19 protein-coding genes are annotated in these 18,647 nt (G+C 31.9%); 13 read left to right on the forward strand and 6 right to left on the reverse strand.

All coding sequences use genetic code 11. The annotated features are described in order from the left end of the window. Positions 1-107 precede the first annotated feature (107 nt). From VOI25_RS13775 to VOI25_RS13785, 3 genes are all read left to right on the forward strand, one after another. Complete coding sequence (locus VOI25_RS13775; RefSeq protein ID WP_323789661.1) at positions 108-1,748, forward strand: AMP-binding protein; 1,641 nt, start codon at positions 108-110, stop codon at positions 1,746-1,748. A 106-nt stretch (positions 1,749-1,854) separates the two neighbouring features. Further along, complete coding sequence (gene hpf, locus VOI25_RS13780) at positions 1,855-2,154, forward strand: ribosome hibernation-promoting factor, HPF/YfiA family (protein ID WP_323789662.1); 300 nt, start codon at positions 1,855-1,857, stop codon at positions 2,152-2,154. A gap of 123 nt (positions 2,155-2,277) precedes the next feature. Beyond that, entirely contained in the window at positions 2,278-4,347 is a 2,070-nt protein-coding gene (locus tag VOI25_RS13785; protein ID WP_323789663.1) for a M3 family metallopeptidase, read from the forward strand. 3 nt (positions 4,348-4,350) lie between these two features. Here the strand turns inward: VOI25_RS13785 and rlmH are convergent, their stop codons facing one another. Next, positions 4,351-4,824 carry a 23S rRNA (pseudouridine(1915)-N(3))-methyltransferase RlmH gene (gene rlmH, locus VOI25_RS13790; RefSeq protein WP_323789664.1) on the reverse strand — a complete coding sequence of 158 codons (474 nt, stop codon included), beginning with the start codon at positions 4,822-4,824 and terminating at the stop codon, positions 4,351-4,353. Between the two features lie 184 nt (positions 4,825-5,008). Here rlmH and nadC point away from each other — a divergent pair, with 184 nt between their 5' ends. After that, entirely contained in the window at positions 5,009-5,869 is an 861-nt protein-coding gene (gene nadC, locus VOI25_RS13795) for a carboxylating nicotinate-nucleotide diphosphorylase (protein WP_323789665.1), read from the forward strand. Positions 5,870-5,923: 54 nt separating this feature from the next. Next, positions 5,924-6,316, forward strand: a complete 393-nt coding sequence (locus VOI25_RS13800; protein ID WP_323789666.1) for a VOC family protein — start codon at positions 5,924-5,926, stop codon at positions 6,314-6,316. 42 nt (positions 6,317-6,358) lie between these two features. Here VOI25_RS13800 and VOI25_RS13805 read toward each other — a convergent pair whose 3' ends face one another. Together VOI25_RS13805 and VOI25_RS13810 are read right to left on the reverse strand one after the other, a co-directional pair. Beyond that, positions 6,359-7,777: a CCA tRNA nucleotidyltransferase gene (locus VOI25_RS13805; protein WP_323789667.1), complete on the reverse strand. Its 1,419-nt coding sequence runs from the start codon at positions 7,775-7,777 to the stop codon at positions 6,359-6,361. 104 nt (positions 7,778-7,881) lie between these two features. Then, positions 7,882-9,060, reverse strand: coding sequence for a glycosyltransferase (locus tag VOI25_RS13810; RefSeq protein ID WP_323789668.1), 1,179 nt, complete (start codon positions 9,058-9,060; stop codon positions 7,882-7,884). A 115-nt stretch (positions 9,061-9,175) separates the two neighbouring features. On the opposite strand from VOI25_RS13810, the gene VOI25_RS13815 reads away from it, so the two are divergent. Genes VOI25_RS13815 through VOI25_RS13825 form a run of 3 tightly spaced genes read left to right on the forward strand, consistent with a single transcriptional unit; the run spans position 9,176 to position 11,777 of the window. Continuing rightward, the gene (locus VOI25_RS13815) at positions 9,176-10,252 is read left to right on the forward strand and encodes a DegT/DnrJ/EryC1/StrS family aminotransferase (protein ID WP_323789669.1); all 1,077 of its coding nucleotides are present in this window, start codon (positions 9,176-9,178) and stop codon (positions 10,250-10,252) included. Next, a complete protein-coding gene (locus VOI25_RS13820; protein ID WP_323789670.1) occupies positions 10,253-10,891 on the forward strand; it encodes an acetyltransferase in 639 nt (212 codons plus the stop codon). Next, the gene (locus VOI25_RS13825; protein ID WP_323789671.1) at positions 10,884-11,777 is read left to right on the forward strand and encodes a glycosyltransferase; all 894 of its coding nucleotides are present in this window, start codon (positions 10,884-10,886) and stop codon (positions 11,775-11,777) included. Before VOI25_RS13820 ends, VOI25_RS13825 begins: the two co-directional genes overlap by 8 nt. Here VOI25_RS13825 and VOI25_RS13830 read toward each other — a convergent pair. Continuing rightward, entirely contained in the window at positions 11,769-12,761 is a 993-nt protein-coding gene (locus tag VOI25_RS13830) for a glycosyltransferase family 2 protein (protein WP_323789672.1), read from the reverse strand. The genes VOI25_RS13825 and VOI25_RS13830 overlap by 9 nt on opposite strands. 104 nt (positions 12,762-12,865) lie before the next feature. On the opposite strand from VOI25_RS13830, the gene VOI25_RS13835 reads away from it, so the two are divergent. Genes VOI25_RS13835 through VOI25_RS13845 form a run of 3 tightly spaced genes read left to right on the forward strand, consistent with a single transcriptional unit; the run spans position 12,866 to position 15,306 of the window. Then, positions 12,866-13,732, forward strand: coding sequence for a hypothetical protein (locus VOI25_RS13835; protein ID WP_323789673.1), 867 nt, complete (start codon positions 12,866-12,868; stop codon positions 13,730-13,732). Positions 13,733-13,748: 16 nt separating this feature from the next. Next, positions 13,749-14,546 (forward strand): glycosyltransferase family 2 protein, encoded by a 798-nt coding sequence (locus VOI25_RS13840; RefSeq protein WP_323789674.1) that lies wholly within the window; start codon positions 13,749-13,751, stop codon positions 14,544-14,546. Next, a complete protein-coding gene (locus VOI25_RS13845; protein ID WP_323789675.1) occupies positions 14,533-15,306 on the forward strand; it encodes a lipopolysaccharide kinase InaA family protein in 774 nt (257 codons plus the stop codon). The genes VOI25_RS13840 and VOI25_RS13845 overlap by 14 nt, the downstream gene beginning before the upstream one ends. Here the strand turns inward: VOI25_RS13845 and VOI25_RS13850 are convergent. Continuing rightward, a complete protein-coding gene (locus VOI25_RS13850; protein WP_323789676.1) occupies positions 15,303-16,058 on the reverse strand; it encodes a glycosyltransferase family 2 protein in 756 nt (251 codons plus the stop codon). The genes VOI25_RS13845 and VOI25_RS13850 overlap by 4 nt on opposite strands. 44 nt (positions 16,059-16,102) lie before the next feature. On the opposite strand from VOI25_RS13850, the gene VOI25_RS13855 reads away from it, so the two are divergent. Both VOI25_RS13855 and VOI25_RS13860 read left to right on the forward strand, forming a co-directional pair. Then, positions 16,103-16,930, forward strand: coding sequence for a glycosyltransferase family 2 protein (locus tag VOI25_RS13855; RefSeq protein ID WP_323789677.1), 828 nt, complete (start codon positions 16,103-16,105; stop codon positions 16,928-16,930). Then, positions 16,930-17,529, forward strand: coding sequence for a YrbL family protein (locus VOI25_RS13860; protein ID WP_323789678.1), 600 nt, complete (start codon positions 16,930-16,932; stop codon positions 17,527-17,529). The genes VOI25_RS13855 and VOI25_RS13860 overlap by 1 nt, the downstream gene beginning before the upstream one ends. Positions 17,530-17,536: 7 nt before the next feature. On the opposite strand, the gene VOI25_RS13865 is transcribed toward VOI25_RS13860, so the two are convergent. Beyond that, complete coding sequence (locus VOI25_RS13865) at positions 17,537-18,595, reverse strand: glycosyltransferase family 9 protein (protein WP_323789679.1); 1,059 nt, start codon at positions 18,593-18,595, stop codon at positions 17,537-17,539. Positions 18,596-18,647: the final 52 nt, after the last annotated feature.

The following is an 18,647-nucleotide window of genomic DNA, read 5'->3' on the forward strand; positions in this document are numbered from 1 at the left end:
TCTTGACTTTTATGTGGTCAAAGATACTTTAATGCATTCATTTTTTTGAGAAATTCTTTTACTGAAAAACTTTGGCTATATTTAGTAATTACTAACTATGCTATAGAATGAAAGAATTTAAATCACCTCTAGAGGCTTTTTTATACTGGGAAGCTGAATCTCCACACCATCTCTTTTTAAATCAACCTATTAACGGTAAAAAAATCACCTATTCATATCAAGAAGCTGGAGAAGAAGCACGAAAAATGGCTGCCTACTTAGGGTCTTTACATCTACCAGAACGAAGTCATGTGGCATTACTGTCTAAGAATTGTGCACATTGGATTTTGGCAGACTTAGCTATTATGATGGCTGGATATGTGTCTATTCCTATTTATCCAACATTGAATAGTGCATCCATGAACCAAATTTTAGTGCATAGTGAATCAAAAGCCATAATTATTGGTAAATTAGATGATTTTGCATCTCAAAAGGATGGTGTTCCTGATATTCCAAAAATTAGTGTTGGGTTATTTGGTGAACAAGAAGGTACCTTATGGGAAGATATTGTTAATGATACGCAACCATTAAAAGTCGTTCATAAGTCAGATCCAGAAGCGCTACATACTATTATTTATACGTCGGGAACAACAGGAACTCCGAAAGGAGTAATGCATTCTGGAAGTAATTTTATGGAATCATCTTCAACATTAGTTCGTGAGTTTACTCTAGATAATAAGCCTAAACTATTTTCATATTTGCCATTAGCTCATGTGGCCGAACGATTATTGAATAACGCTGGAATGGTTTTGGGAGGTACAATTACTTTCGCAGAATCTTTAGATACTTTTGCTAAAGATTTAGAAGCTGTTCAGCCCAATTTGTTTTTTGCCGTGCCAAGAATATGGACAAAATTTAGAGAAAAAATACTAGAATCACTTCCACAGAAAAAGCTAAATATATTATTAAGTATTCCGCTAATAAACGGAATTATAAAAAAGAAACTAAAACAAAAATTAGGATTGACAGACGCTGTATTTATAGCTTCAGCTGCTGCACCAATTGCTTCTGAAATTGTAAGATGGTATCAAAAATTGGGAATCACCATTTATCAAGGTTATGGTATGACTGAAGATTGTTGTGTATCTCATTTCAATAAACCTGGAGCGAGTAAAATTGGAACTGTGGGCAAAACTTTCGATAATGTCAAAGCCAAATTATCTGCTGAAGGAGAAATTTGTATTAAAAACAGCTGCTTAATGAAAGGCTATTTTAAAGCTCCCGAATTAACAGCCGAAGTTTTTGATGACGAAGGCTACTTAAAAACTGGAGATATGGGAGAATTTGATCATGATGGTTTTTTAAGTATTGTTGGTCGTGTAAAAGATCAGTTTAAAACCGATAAAGGAAAATACATTTCGCCTTCTCATATCGAACTATTAATGTGTAGCAATACAGATATTGAACAAATTTGTATTGTTGGAACCGGAATTCCGCAACCAATTGCCTTGATAACCTTATCAGAACTCGGAAAAGCGAAATCAAAAGAGGGTATATCAAGTTCATTATTAGCGAGTGTAGCTGAAATAAATCCAACGCTTGAAAAACATGAGCGACTTGAAAAAGTCGTAATTATGAAAGAAGACTGGAATGTCGCTAACGGTTTGACCACACCTAGTATGAAAGTGAAACGAAATAGCATTGAGAAAATTCATCAAGAGTTTTATCCGACTTGGTTTAATACGTCAGATAACATAATTTTTGAATAGTCCATGACGTCTTGAAAATTATATACATTTTATGATATTTATCAATTAAAATTTGATAGAATTTTGTAAATTTAAGTATTGAAATTAACCTAAAACAAGAACGATTATGAATGTAAACTTTAGATATGTAGGTGTGGATATAAGTGAATCACTAAACACCTTTACAGAAGAAAAACTAAATAAATTATTTAATAGATACGAGTTTATAATTGGAGCAACAGTCCGATTTAAACACGATGATAATAGTCACACGAAAGGTAAAATTTGTGATATAGAATTAAGTTTGCCTGGACCACGAATTTTTGCCACTTCCGACGAATCAAAATATGAAGTCGCAGTGCGATCTACAATTAGCGACTTAGAACGTCAACTTAAAAAACGCAAAGAAGTTTTTAATGCACATTAAATGTTTTAATTATTTCAAAAAAGTCTTATAAAATCCGTAATGATTTTATAAGACTTTTTTTTGCATTGATGAATTTGTGATTTTTGAATGTTATATTTGTAAATACATAAATTTTTATTTCAAATGAGAAAACTAGCTGCTATACTTGTATTACTATCACTTATGAATTGTTCAGAAAAAGAAGCCGAAAAGGCTGTAGTTGAGTTGTCAAAAGATAATCCGTTTAATGTTGCTTTAAATGAACCTTTTGATTACGCTAATGTAACTGGAGAATCTATAGAAGACTTTGTGACTTATGAAATCCAAAATGTAGTGCAGACCATTGAAATTATAAAAAATCAATCCATTCCAACATTAGAAAACACATTTCATCCGTTTGATGATGTATACAATAGACTAAATAAAGCTGGCAGCAATTCATTTATGTTGTATTGGACTTCTACAGATTCTATTACTAGAGCAAAAGGTTTAGAGTACTCACAAAAAGTAGATTCTTTGAGTACAGCAATTTCATCAGACAAAGATTTGTTCAAACAATTTGAAACTTTTGCTGCTTCTAAAGACTATTCTAAATTAAATACTAGAAGACAGCGATTTGTTAATGATATCATTGATAGTTTCAAGCAATCTGGAATTAATTTATCAGATGAAAAACTCAATAAGGTTAAAACATTAAAGGCTGAAATAACAGATTTAACGTCTCAATATTCAACAAATATGAACACAGCTAATTCAGTATTGTTAATTGATGAAGCTGGAGCAAAAGGGATTCCGGAGAATCTTAAAGAAAAATATAAAACTGAAAACGGTAGATACGAAATTCCTGCTCAACCTTCAACTAGTGGACCAGTTATGAGTAATGCAATAAATTCTGAAACCAGAAAAAAGTACCAAATATTGTATTCTAACAGAGGAGCAGATAAGAATATAGGTATATTGAATCAGTTGGTTGCAAAACGGTATCAACTCGGACAATTAATGGGTAAAAAATCTTATGCTGAACATAATTTAGTACCGAAAATGGCTAAAAACCCAGAAGCTGTTTGGAAATTTATTGATGACCTAGTTGCCGAATCTAAAGAAAAAGCTATTCAAGATATAGAAGTTTTGAAAACCGCTAGAAAAAAAACAGATAACATTAATAATGAAGAAGTTTTAAATGCTTGGGATTTATCTTATTATAAAAACCAAATATTAAAAACCGAATATCAAGTGGATACTGAAAAAATCCGTGAATATTTACCAGTAAGCTCATGTCTAGATGGCATGTTTGAATTGTATCAAGAATTATTAGATGTGGAATTTAAAAAAGTAGAAAATGCTTCAGTTTGGCATGAAGATATCCAAGCTTACGAAGTGTTTGAAAATGGTAAGTTAAAAGGAAGGTTCTTCCTAGATTTATTTCCAAGACCAAATAAAGAGTCTTGGTTTTATGCAGTTCCACTTTCAACTGGTAAACAAACAGCAGATGGTTATGAAGTCCCAGTGGCTATGCTTTTAGGGAATTTCACAAAAGGAACTGATATACTGCCTTCAATGATTACACATAACGAATTAAGCACCTTATTTCATGAGTTTGGTCATATTATGGATGCTATGGCTTATGAAGGAGAATATAGTTTGCAAGCCAATACAAAAAGAGATTTTGTAGAAGCCATGTCTCAAATTTTTGAAAACTGGATTTGGGATTATAACATCTTGAGTTCATTTGCTAAACATTATGAAACAGGTGAAGTCTTGCCAAAGGAATTATTTGATAATATGGTGAATGCTAAAAATGTATCGTCAGGACTATCTGCCCAAGGTTCATTAAGAAGTTGTATTTATGATATGAATTTATATGATAAATACAATCCAGAGCAACCAATAGATACGGATCAATTATGGCGAGATGTCGATAAGCAATTGGGTGTAATGGATTGGTATATTGAAGGAACACATCCTCAGGCTTGTTGGATTCATATCAATACACATCCAGTATATTACTATGGTTATTTATGGTCAGAAGTTTATGCTCAAGATATGTTTACCATTTTTGAAAAGAATGGATTGCGTGATCAAGAAACTGGAGTGAGATATAGAAAATTAATTTTAGCAAACGGAAGCCAAAGAACTGTTGACGAAGCTGTTGAAGAATTTTTAGGCCGACCAATGAATAACAAAGCTTACGTTAAAAGCCTTGGTTTAGAATAAAGATTAACGATGATGGTAAGGCTCATTACGTAAAATTGTAAAGCCTCTATACAATTGCTCTAATACAAACAACCGAATCATTTGGTGAGAAAATGTCATTTTAGACAATGATAATTTCCCATGTGCCTTTTGATAAACATCAGGTGAAAAACCATAAGGACCACCAATCACAAATACCAATTGTTTAATTCCAGAATTCATGTGCTTTTGCAAGTAGTTTGAAAAGGCAACCGAATCTAATTGTTTTCCGTTTTCGTCAAGTAAAACCAAAACATCTGTGGGATTCAGTTTGTTTAAAATAAGTACGCCTTCCTTTTGCTTTTGCTGATCTTCACTAAGATGTTTAGCTTTTTTGAGATCTGGAATAATCTCAAACTCAAATCTTACATAAAATCCTAAACGCTTTTGATAATCATCAATAAGCGCTAGTAATTGTTTGTTGTCAGTTTTGCCAATGGCAAGGAGTTTAATTGTCATATCAATGTCAGGTTGAGCGCAGTCGAAACCTAATAAAAAAACCTATAGACTGCAAACTGGTAGACTTTTCTTTCTTTAAGAGAATATCAAAGTTATCATTTTTCGTTTTAAAATTGAAAAATTCATTTCTATATCACTTTATTTAATTGAAGTCAATTACTATTTTTACATTAAATATATTCATATGATTTCTAAAGAACAATTCAACATAGAAATAGATTTAATTATCTCAAACGCTATCAGAGAAGATGTAGGAGATGGTGATCACAGTTCATTAGCTTGTATTCCCGTAACTGCAAAGGGTAAAGCCAAACTTCTTGTGAAAGATGAAGGCATTATTGCAGGCGTAGAATTCGCTAAACAAGTTTTTGCTTATGTCGATAAAGACATGACTGTTGAAACGCTAATTGAAGACGGAAGTCGTGTTAAATTTGGCGATATTGTATTTTATGTTGAAGGCGCTTCACAATCAATTTTGAAGGCAGAACGTTTGGTGTTAAATGCCATGCAACGCATGAGTGCAATTGCCACAAAAACGAAACAGTTTGTCGATTTATTAGAAGGTACTGGAACTAAAATTTTAGATACTAGAAAAACTACTCCTGGTATTAGAGCACTTGAAAAATGGGCTGTAAAAATTGGAGGAGGAGAAAACCATAGATTTGCTTTATATGATATGATTATGTTGAAAGACAATCATATTGATTTTTCTGGAGGAATTACAAAAGCAATCAATAAAACCAAGCAATATTTGAAAGATACCAATCGTGATTTGAAAATTATTGTAGAAGCAAGAAACCTCGATGAAATTAAAGAAATCCTTGAGGTAGGAGGTGTGTATCGTATATTAATTGATAATTTTAATTATGAAGATACACGAACTGCCGTTAAGCTTATTGGCGATCAATGTTTAACGGAATCATCAGGTGGAATAAATGAAAAAACGCTTAGAAAATATGCGGAATGTGGTGTAGATTATATTTCTTCTGGCGCATTGACACATTCGGTTTACAATAAAGATTTAAGTTTAAAAGCGGTAGAATAAACTAATTGTTAATGAGATTTTAAGTCTTTTTCTAATTCACAAGACGATAGACCTATGGTAACACCTTCTTTTACTTTCAATCATATAGCGCTTTCGGTAAAAGATGTTGACGAATCTATTGCATTTTACCAAAACGTATTTCATTTTAAGGAAATAAAGAATACAGCTTCTAATTCTAAGACGAGATGGCTATCTTTAGGTGAAGGCAAGCAACTTCACTTGATTTCTAGACCCGATGCTATTATAAAAACAAATAAGGCTGTTCATTTTGCCTTGGCTACAAACGATTTTGGCTCATTTGTCAAGCATTTAGCGACTTTAAAAATAGAGTATTCAGATTGGCGAGACACACCACACAAAGATTACATTAGGAAAGACGGAATTCGACAAGTTTACTTTCAAGATCTAAATGGATATTGGATAGAAGTCAATGATGCCGTTGAATAATGCTCGTTGTTATATTGGCTGACTTAATTCCAATCAAAAAAACTAATTAGCAGTTTTGAGTCCTAATCGGATACCTTCTTTAATCATAAGTTCGTAAGCAGCTTCATAGTCATTTGGAATGTCACCTTCTAAAATGGCTTCTTTAATCACTTCCTTTATTTGTCCGATTTCACGTGAAGGTTTGATATTAAAAGCTTTCATGATATCCTCACCTGAGATTGGTGGTTGAAAATTACGAACATGGTCACGAGCTTCAACCTCATCAATTTTTTGACGAACAATTTTAAAGTTGTTGTGATATTTATTAAATTTCTTAGGATTCTTTGTGGTAATATCGGCTTCACAAAGTGTCATTAAATCTTCTACATAATCACCAGCATCAAAAACCAAACGCCTTACTGCAGAATCTGTTACAAGATCTTGAGCCAATACAATAGGTCTGGAGCTCATAAACACCATTTTTTGAACAAACTTCATTTTTTCGTTCAATGGCATTTTTAACCTTTTGAATAAATGATAGACCATTTTTGCTCCTTCAAATTCGTGTGTATGAAAGGTCCAACCTACTTTTTTACTGAACTTTTTCGTAGGCGCTTTACCTATATCATGAAGCAGTGCAGCCCAACGTAACCATAGGTTGTCTGTATGTTTTGAAATATTATCAACGACTTCTAACGTATGATAAAAATTGTCCTTATGTTTTTGACCTTCAATTTCGTCAATTCCTTTTAGAGCCGTTAATTCAGGTAAAATAAAATCTAATAATCCTGTATTTTCTAGCAATAAAAAGCCAACAGAAGGCACATCACTTTCAAGAATCTTATTGAGTTCTACAACGATACGTTCATTGGTAATGATTTTTATCCTTTCTTTATTTCTAGAAATAGCGTCAAGCGATTTAGGTTCTATTACAAATCCGAGTTGCGTTGCAAAACGAATCGCTCTCATCATTCGCAATGGGTCATCACTATAAGTGATATCTGGATCTAAAGGTGTACGAATAATTTTATTTTGTAAATCTTTAATGCCATTAAAAGGATCTAATAATTCACCAAAATTAGCTTCGCTTAAATTTAAAGCCATAGCATTTATAGTGAAATCTCTTCGGTTTTGGTCATCTTGAAGAGTTCCATTCTCAACCACTGGATTTCTACTGTTTTCATGGTAACTTTCTTTTCGAGCACCAACAAATTCAATATCCATATCTTCAAAAGGAAGCATGGCAGTTCCATAGGTTTTAAACACTTGTACCTTAGGTGAAATTGGTAAATTTTTTGCGACCTGTTTGGCAAGAGATATTCCACTTCCAATGGCTACAATGTCTATATCTTTATGTAATCCTCTATTTAAAATATAATCACGAACAAAACCACCAATGACATACGAATCAAGTTTCAGCTCTTTAGCAGAATCTGAAATGATTTTAAAAATTTTATTTTGTAAAGCGTCTTTGTAGTTCATTATTACAGGTATCAACTAAATAAACTCGTTTATTGACCAGTTATTATTCTTGGCAAATCTACGATTTAGAGATTTTTAAAAAAAGGATTTGATAAATTAAACAATTACAAATTATAAAAACCACTCATAATTTTTATAAACGCTTTTTGACCAGCTTGTTCAATTATGAAATTTCGGATGTTTTCTGGACTAAAAGACAATTCATTAGAGCTAATTTCATTTAGGTGGTTCGCGATCGCTTTATAATCTTTGAGTTGAACAGAAACACCAGTTGTCGAGTTTAAAGAATCTTCAATACCTCCGCTTTTAGTACTTATTACAGGTTTCCCACATAACATAGCTTCTCGAGGTGCAACACCATAGGTTTCAGCTATACTAGTCGACACAAATACATTGCATTCTTGAAGTTTCTTTTTAATTTCTTCACGATTTAGGTGTGGATAAAAGGTGCATTTATCAAAGACATCAAAAGCTTTCGCTTGAGATTCGAAGGTAAGACTGTTTGCTTTAGTAATATCCTTAAATGAATCATTTCCGATAACAATAACTTCAAAATCTATTTTGCTACTGTTTTTAAAGGCTTGAATGCTTTTGAAAAAAGTTTCACTGTCTTTTATAAAATGAGGATAAGTAATCGTTAGAATTGTAAACTTTGAATTAGATGTCTTTGGAATGATATCGAATTTAGTTTCATCCATCAAATTCCAAGTAATAACTGGATTACAATTAATGTTATGCATTAAAATACATCTTTTTTGATGGTAACTTACAGCTCCAATTTTGGTTGCATTTTCGATTGCCTGTATCATTTCTTTTTGAATCGTTTTAGGATACACATTCAATAAGAAAATTTGATGTTCAATTATGACAAAAGGAATGTCGCTTGTCTTTGACAAATAAGACGCATAGATTCCAGCGTTTGCTGTACATTGTGCATGAATTAATTCAGGTTTCCACTGTTCTGAAAGTAAATCAAATGCCTTTTTATACTGCTTTTTTATATGTTGCAATTTCTTTTTTTCCGACCATTTTTTGTAGTAGTAAATGTCAAATGAAAATGCTTCAGGATCTTGCTTAAGAAAACTAGTAGATAAGGCTACAGTCGATTTGAAAATGTTTAAGATATATTTAGTTAAACTTAATTTATGTTCAATACCAAGTAGAATCTTGAGATCAAATCCGTTTTTGTTTAATAATTGAGCTTGTTCCTTGTAAAATGAACCTACCAAATCATTTTTATTATTTGGATACCAAGAAGGAATAACTAAAATTTTCTTATCCATATATGATGCCTTATGTTGGTATAAAAATAGGATTTTATATACGAAAACAGGCTAACGAACAATAATTTTATATAAATGTTAATTACAAACATTAGTTTATTAAATTTGTGTTTATATGATATACGTAACACAAACATTTTTACCTCCAAAAGAAGAGTTTCAAACTATTCTTGATCATGCTTGGGATAAAAAGTGGATTACAAATAGAGGTGATTTAGTTCTGAGGTTAGAGAGCGAAATTACCGAAAAACTGAACGTATCAAGTATTATTGCCACAACAAATGGAACTTTACCGTTACAAATTGCCATTAAGGCTTTAGGTTTAACAGGTGAAATTATTACAACTCCATTTAGTTATGTTGCAACAGCATCAACGGTTGTATGGGAATCATGTGTTCCCGTTTTTGCAGACATAGAAAGCGATAGTTTCAATATAGATCCAAAAGAAATTGAGGCCAAAATAACAGACAAGACCTCTGCAATTATTGCTACACATGTATTTGGTAATCCTTGTAATTTAGAAGCGATTCAACACATTGCTGATAAACATAATTTAAAAGTGATTTATGATGCAGCACATGCATTTGGTGTGACTTATAAAGGCACTTCTATTTTTGAATATGGCGACGTTAGTACATGTAGTTTTCATGCCACAAAAATTTTTCATACTGGAGAAGGAGGCGCGTTATTTACAAAAGATAATAACTTAAGAGATAAATTATTTTACCATCATAATTTTGGTCATGATGGTCCTGAACGATTTCATGGTTTAGGTATAAATGCTAAGATGAGTGAATTGCAAGCAGCAATGGGTTTAGCGGTTTTACCCTATTTTGACAAGATATTTGCTAGAAGAGAAAAACTATATCTGTTGTATATAGAGAATTTAAAAAACAGTACTAGTATTACATTTCAAAATATAGCTGATAATGTTGATTATAACCATGCCTATTTTCCTATTGTTTTAGAAAATGAACCTCAAACATTAGCAGTAATAAAAGCCTTAAATGAAAACGAAATTTTTCCACGACGCTATTTTTATCCATCTCTTAATACCATAGCATACATAAATGGTGAAACAATGCCAATTTCAGAAAGTATTGCGGAACGTATTATTTGTTTGCCCTTATATTATACTCTGTCTGAAGATGATGTCAAACGCATAAGTGAAATTATTATAAATACGTTATAGATGATTATTATTGGTGCTAAAGGTTTTGCGAAAGAGGTTTTAGAGGTTGTAACAAGCAGTTATGACACTGAAAGCATCGTTTTTTTTGATGATGTAACAACGCCTTTTCCTGACGTATTATTTGAAAAGTTTAGAGTGTTGAAATCTATTATCGAAGTGCAAGAGTTTTTGAAAACCTCTTCAGATAAGGACGCTGTTATCGGAATTGGATTGCCTTCAGTAAGAGAAACAATGTTTAAAAAGTTTTCTAACCTTGGAGTTCATTTAAAAACGATAATAGCCGATGACGCTTCTATAGGAAGTTTTGATGTCGGCATTGGAGATGGTTCAACTATAATGCAAGGTGTTCGTATTACCAATAGCATAACAATTGGTAAAGGTTGTTTAATCAATTTAAATTGTACTATAGGTCACGATACTATTGTTGGTGATTTTGTTGAATTATCGCCTAATGTAAATATCTCAGGAAGATGTACAATAGGAGATTTAACCAGCATTGGTACAAATGCTATTATTATTCCAGATATAACTATTGGTCGCAATTGTATTATTGGTGCAGGAACATTAGTGCTTAAAGATGTTCCAGACAATAGTGTTGTTGTTGGTGTTCCTGGTAAAATTATAAAATCGAATGAGTAAACCTCTAGTTTCCGTTGTAGTCATTTCATATAATCATGAGGCGTTTATTAAACAAACATTAGACAGTCTTCTTTCCCAAAAAACTGATTTTGAATATGAAGTTGTTGTAGGCGAAGATAAAAGCACAGATGATACGTTAGCGATTTGTAAATCATATGGAGATAAAATCAACCTGATTTTTAGCGAAGAGAATGTTGGAATGATTCCTAATTTCATCAGAACTCTAAAAGCCGCTAAAGGAAAATATATTGCAGTTTGTGAAGGTGATGATTATTGGATTGATCCATTAAAACTTCAAAAACAAGTCGATTTCCTTGAAGCTAATCCGAACTATACGATTTGTTGGACAGATTACAGCATAGTAAATGATAAAGGTGAACTAACGAAAACCGATTTCGGTTATACCAAAGATATCATTGATATTGATTTCAATAATTTATTCACACCATATTCTACCTATACATTAACCTCGATGTTCAGAATGGAAGCATTCGATTTAGAACTCTACCAGACCTTGAAACATTATAAGGATAATTCTCTTTATGTATTATTATTGAGGGAAGGAAAAGGAGCCTTTTTGAATTTTGTATCTTCAGTATATAGAGTGCATGAAGGTGGTGTTTACTCGTTAACATCAAATTATCATAAAAACTATTCGTCTTATTTAAACATTAAGGAAATAATGGAAGCTGTTCCAGAGTCTCGATCAAAAAACATGAAGCGAATTCTAAATTCTCTTGGTAATGCAACGGCTTTCGGATTACTTAAACAGAAGCAAAAAGGAGAGGTTTTAACTGAAGATCAGTTGAAATTCATGACTGATTATTTCAAAAATGGAAACTTGAAAACGAAATTGAAATACTTCAAGAGACGCTTTTTAAAATAAGCATTTCAAACGCAAAATCATTTTGTCAATAAATGGAATGTGCCCAAAATAGCTAGATTCATTTTTCAAATACGAATAGAAGGTTTTGTTGTAATTATTAGCATTTCTTATGGTTCTAATAATCACTTTATCAATATGAGATTCAAAAATTGTAGGATTGTAATAGTTTGAAGTCTGATTTCTTTCTTTTAATTTCTTTGAAGCTTCAATAGCAGCAATAACTTGTTCTGGCGTTAGATCTTTTTTTAAGGAAACAGCATTTAGATACGCATCCATATTTTCAGAATTTGCATCGATACCAAAATGTTTTAATTGTCTTTTTTTAATTAAAACATTAGCCTTATGAAGATTTTCTGTTTTCGTCTGACTGATATTATTTGGATGCCATCTGTAATTGAGTAAGGATTCTGGAATATTATAAAAATCGGTCACACGAATCACTTCACTCCATAGTCCGTAGTCCTCTGCAGGAACAAATTGATGTTCGAATCTAAAGTCCTTAATGGCAGATTTTCTAAACATAACTGTTGGATTCCCAATTCCACAACTACTCAAGAACTGAACTTTTAAAGCGTCTGGTTCAACTGCATGTTTGATTAATTTTTGTTTATCTCCAAAAAATGTAAACCAGGTGCCGCAAACACCAATATTGGGATTGTTATTAAAAACTGCCAACTGTTTTTCAAACCGCGTTGGTAAAGCAATATCATCGGCATCCATAAGTGCAATGAATTCGGTTTGAGCTCTTTCAATGCCTTCATTTCTTAAATTTGCAGGTCCTTCATTTTTTGTTTTATGGATAACTTCAACTCGGCTGTCTTTGTCTTGATATGCTTTTAATATAGCAGGAGTACTATCTGAAGAATTGTCATTTAAGACTAACAATTTAAAATCGGTAAATGTCTGGTTAAGAATGCTGTCTATCGCTTCCTCCAAATACTTTTCGCCATTATAAACTGGTATGATTACAGTTAATGCATTCATTGGTTTATGTTTTTCAATAGCAAAAGTAAGTATTTATAAAGCTTAACATTATATTTGTGATTATAATTTATTCTAGAATTCTGATTTCAACAGTTACTATTTAAATGAAAAAAATTCATGTTGGTTTTTTAATGTCTTATGATTATGAAAAACTAAAATATTCTATTCCACCAGTTTACAATGAAGCTGATGCAATTTATATTGCTTTAGATAAAGATCAACGTACTTGGAAAGGAAATTCATTTGAAATAGATGCTAGCTTTTTTTCGTGGTTGGAAACATTTGATACAGAAAAGAAAATCACCTTATATAAAGACGATTTTTTCATTCCAGAAATGGATACAATTCAAAATGACACGAGAGAAAGAACTATGCTATCAGAACAAATGGGTGTTGGTAATTGGCTGGTTCAAGTTGATGCTGACGAAATATTTTTAGATTTTAAAAATTTCGTAACTACCTTAAGAAAGTATGATCATTATTTAGACAAGCCTGAGAAGCGACCAATTCAGATTGCAGGCTTTTTGGTTAATATCTATAAGTATTTAGATAATGGCATTCTCTATGTAAATGAACCAACTAAGGTGATGTTAGCAACTAATTACCCAAATTATAAGCGAGCTAGAAACACTAAGCAACGCATAATTTATACTGATAATGTGCTCTTACACGAATGTTTGGCTAGAACAGAAGACGAACTGAAGTTTAAACTAGAAAATTGGGGACATAGTCATCAATTAAATGATGAATTCTTTCCGAAATGGAAAAAAGCCGATGAAAATAATTATAAAGAGTTAAAAGATTTATTCTATATGGATCCGAAAATCTGGAAAGGTTTAGGATATTTACCTTCTAGAGACCTTGAAACAATGAAAAATTTAGTAAAAACTCAAGACGATTTAAAACTGAGCTCATCCTATTTATTAAAAAAGAATTTCGGTCAGTGGTTTAAATTTTTATTTAAGTCTTAAGCATTTTGATAACTCAATGAAGTCAACCTTAATCATTTCAACTTATAATTGGCCGCAAGCTTTAGAACTTGTGTTGTTAAGTGCGTTTTATCAATCGCAATTGCCTGATGAAATAATTATTGCTGATGATGGTTCAACTCAAGAAACGGCTCAATTGATTGAAGAATTCAAATCGAAGTTCAGTATTCCTTTAAGACATGTGTGGCACGAAGATGAAGGTTTTAGGAAATCGGTTATATTAAATAAAGCGATAGCACAAGCTCAAGGCGAATATATTATTCAAGCTGATGGTGATTGTATTTTACATTCTAATTACGTTGAGGATCATTTACATTATGCACAGAAGAATACGTATTTGTTTGGAAGTCGTGTAAATATTCAAGAATCCTATTTAGAGACTTTATTTAAGGAGAAACAAATTCGATTTAAGGCGTTTTCAAAAGGTATAAAGAAACGAACACGTGCATTACATTTTCCCTTTTTAAGTCAGTTTTATAAAGCCAGTAATTTGTTTTCTAAAAAATATAGAGGTTGTAATACGTCCTACTTTAAATCAGACTTTGTTGCCGTAAATGGTTATAATGAGGATTTTAAAGGTTGGGGACGAGAAGATTCTGAATTGGCTTTAAGATTTCATAATTTTGGATTACAAGGCAAACGCATTCGCTATAGAGGTATTGTTTTTCATATTTATCACAATGAAAAATCTAAAAGCAGACTAGAAATTAATAACGATATCGAATTACAAACCATTGCTAATAAAACGGTTTGGTGTAAAAATGGTGTAGATAAATATTTAGGTGAAACGAACTAAAAACATACATAACGATTTTAAAGCTCACGAAGCATTTTTTGATGATATCATTTCAAATTTTGATTTGAAAGGGAAGCCTTTTGGTAATCAAGATCGAAACTCACTTAGGTTATTTGATTTAAATGGGAAGTCCATAAATGTCAAGTCTTTCCGTATTCCAAATTTTATCAATCAAATTGCGTATCGTTTTTTTAGAAAAAGTAAAGCACAGCGCTCATTTGAATATGGAAATTGGCTTGTAAGTTTAGATATTGGTACACCACAACCTATAGCTTATTATGAATATAAAACAGGTTTGCTTTTCAAAAAGAGCTATTATATAAGCGAACAACAGGATTGTGATTTGACCTATCGTGAGTTAACTACAAATTTAAATTACCCTGATTTTGATACTATTTTAAGAGCATTTACTAGATTCACCTACAAACTACATCAAAAAAATGTGCATTTTTTAGATCATTCTCCAGGCAACACCTTGATTAAAAAAGTAGGAGACGACTACGAGTTTTATTTAGTAGATTTAAATAGAATGGAGTTTAAAACACTCGATTTTGAAACACGAATAAAAAATTTCTCTAAACTCACAATTCATAAGTCCATGATTGAAGTGATGAGTGATGAATATGCGAAATGTTCTGGTGAAGATTACAATAAGGTATTTGATTTAATGTGGTCATCTACAGAAGCTTTTCAACATAAATACCATAGAAAACGCAGACTTAAAAAGAAGCTTAAGTTTTGGAAAAAATCTAAGAATTAATTCTCCTTATATAATTGTCTGAGTTTAGTGTATTTCAAATAGGTGATTTTTCCTGTTTCCTTACTTATAACAAATCCGTTTTTTCCATCTAAAAATCCGAGTCTTAAAAAGTAAGCTTTAAAGAAAGCCCAAAAAGGATTCCATACAATTTTATACCAAGGTGCTTTTTTTCCAATATCGTAGTAAGCTTGAGCTGAAATGGAAGAAAAATAATCTGTTTTTTTATTAAACTCGGTATAACTTTGATAGGTCCAATGCAAAATGTCGCCTATAAGTATTCCTGCTTTGCGATTGTCTTTTAGAACAATTTCATCATGTGGATTAATACCTTTCCATTCAGCTAGTCGTCTGTCAAATACGCGAAGTTTTTTATTTGGATACCAATCTGAATGCTTTATCCATTGTCCGCAAAAATTATTTAATCGATTGCAATAATAGCCATCTAATTGCCAATTAGATTTTAATTCAATGATAGAGTTTTGAAGCGTTTCAGACAAGGCTTCATCACCATCTAAAGACACAATAAAGTCATTTGATGCTTTCGTTAATGCAAAGTTTTTTTGTTCAATATACCCTAGAAACTTCTGTTCAATAAATGTCACATTGTACTTTAAACAAATCTGCTTTGTAGCATCTGTAGAAAATGAATCTACAACAATAATCTCATCAACAACGTTTACGAGTGACTGCAAACACCTTTCAATGTTTCGTTCTTCGTTAAACGTAATTATTACACCTGAGAGTTTAATCATTCTTGATTCATCTTAATTAGGCAAAAATAACTATTTTTGAGGCAATGAAAGCTATTGATATTTCAGTAATTATAAGTACCTATAACAACCCAAAGTGGCTGCAAAAAGTCTTGTGGAGTTTTGACGTACAAACCTTTAAGAACTTTGAAGTCGTTATTGCTGATGATGGATCAAATGAGGATACAAAATCTCTGATTGATACTATGGCTTCTCAGGTTAGTTTTCCTATTCAACATATCTGGCACAAAGACCAAGGGTTTCAAAAAACAATCATTTTAAACAAAGCAACTGTTGCAAGTAAAGGCGATTATTTAGTATATACTGATGGTGATTGTATTGCTAGAGCAGATTTTTTACAGGTACATGCTAGTAGGAGAGAAGCTGGATATTTTCTATCTGGAGGTTATTTTAAGTTGCCAATGGATATTAGCGAAACCATTACTGAAACTGATATTAAGAATCAACATTGTTTTAATATTAACTGGTTAAAACAACACGGATTAAAATCTTCATTTAAGAATAATAAGTTGACCTCAAAAGGTCTTAAGGAAAAATTACTTAATGCAATCACACCTACAACAGCCACTTGGAATGGTCATAATTCATCAGGTTTTAAAAGTGATATTTTAGCCGCAAATGGTTATGACGAACGTATGCAGTATGGAGGTGAAGATAGAGAATTAGGTGAACGCTTGTTTAATGCCGGAATTAAGGCAAAGCAAATTAGATATAGTGCAGTTTGTTTGCATTTAGATCATGCTAGAGGCTATGTGAAACCTGAAATGATTGAAAAAAACAAAGCCATCAGAGCGACTACAAAATCTAAAAAAATTACCAAAACACCTTTTGGTATTGAAAAATTGAGTTCCTAATGGTAGTTCTTAAAGATGAACATTATATGGCAGAAGGCCTGGCTAGGAAATGCTATTTTCATCCTAAATCCGATAATTTGTGCATCAAAATTGGAAAGCCAGGAGTTGATGAAGCTCACCTTTATAAAGAAATCAAGTATTACAAAAAGATTAAAAATAAGGATTTCTCTGAGTTTGATTACCCTTTTTTTGCAGCCTATCATGGACGTATTGAAACAAATCTAGGCGAAGGTTTTGTTTATGATTTGGTTAGAGATCAAACTACAAATACAGTTTCAAAAACCTTGAGGCATTACATGATAATGAAAGATCCTCTATTTAGTGATGATGTTCTCGATCAAGCACTTTTACGATTACAGTCGCAAATGATAAAGCATAAGGTTTTTGCTAGCGATTTTAAACCTAGAAATATCTGTTGTAAACTATTGAAAGATAATTCTATTGAAATGGTTATTGTTGATGGTATTGGACATAGAGACATTTTTCCCTTTGCAGATTGGTTTGGTTATTTTGCTAAAAGGAAAGTAGAACGACGATTGATAAAAAACGATATGCAAAGTATGGCTCATCACAGACAAATGTGGCTTGCTAACGGATAAAAACAGTTTAGTTAGAATTTAGAAATTTTTCTAGTTCCTCAATAAAAAGTGAAGGTTTTATGAGTTCATAAAGCGATTTATAGTTTTCTTTTAATTCTTTTGGTGATGAATTTTCCACGATATCAGGATTGAAATCCTTTAAATGAACTGATACATTTTGTTTGCCATCTTCAAACATGTTCCAAGCTTCTTTAATAATCCAAGGAGAAAAAATTGTAAAGGTTGGAATACTTAAAGCTTTAGCCATATTTACACCACCACCTTCATTACCAATCATAGCTGTGCAATGATAAGTAATAGCTAAAAACTCCCTCAGACTTTTTCCGAAGACATCAAAAAAGATGTGTTTTTTAGTTTCAGACGTGCAAAAATTATATACCGTTTTTGCCTCATCAATTTGAATTGGAATATAATTGAATAAAATTTGTCCCTTGGTTTGAGTCACAATAAAGTCAATTACTTTTGCCATGTGAGGCAAGGGATAGGTTTTATTAGTACCACTTCCCAAAACGCTAATCATATATAGAGGTTTAGATAAGTCTATTTTGGCATCTGATAGTAATTGCTTTGAAGCTGAAATTTCCTCAGACGTTAGATGAATTTTCGGACGAATAGCCGCTGGGATTTTATCAACGATTGGTGCTAATAATTGCAATCTATTTTCTATCGCTAATCCAGCATTGGTTTTAGCTTCAGTTGCTTCTTTAAAAGTGTGGGTGTAATAATATTTGGTGTACCACTTATGTTTTGAAATCTTAATCGCTGCCCCTGAAAATTTTGTCATAAGATTACTCGAAAATTTTGAGTACACATCTATAACAACATCGTATTGTTCTTTCTTAATACCTTTTAAAAAACTTAAAAATTCAGCTCTATTGTCTTCTATTTCAGGCGTAACAAATAAAAATTTATCTATAAAAGGATTATGTTCAACAACAGCAAATGTATGAGAGTTTATTACATAGTGAAGCTCAGCATTTGGATGTTCAGCTTTTAAAGCTTCAAACAAAATGCTTGTAGTGAGCACATCACCAATCATTTTTTGCTGTATAATTAAAATTTTCAAACTCTAAAACGCTAAGCGTTATTTTATTATTAGCTTACTCAATCGTATAATC

This window comes from Psychroserpens sp. (genome assembly GCF_034670085.1).
GTDB lineage: Bacteria > Bacteroidota > Bacteroidia > Flavobacteriales > Flavobacteriaceae > Psychroserpens.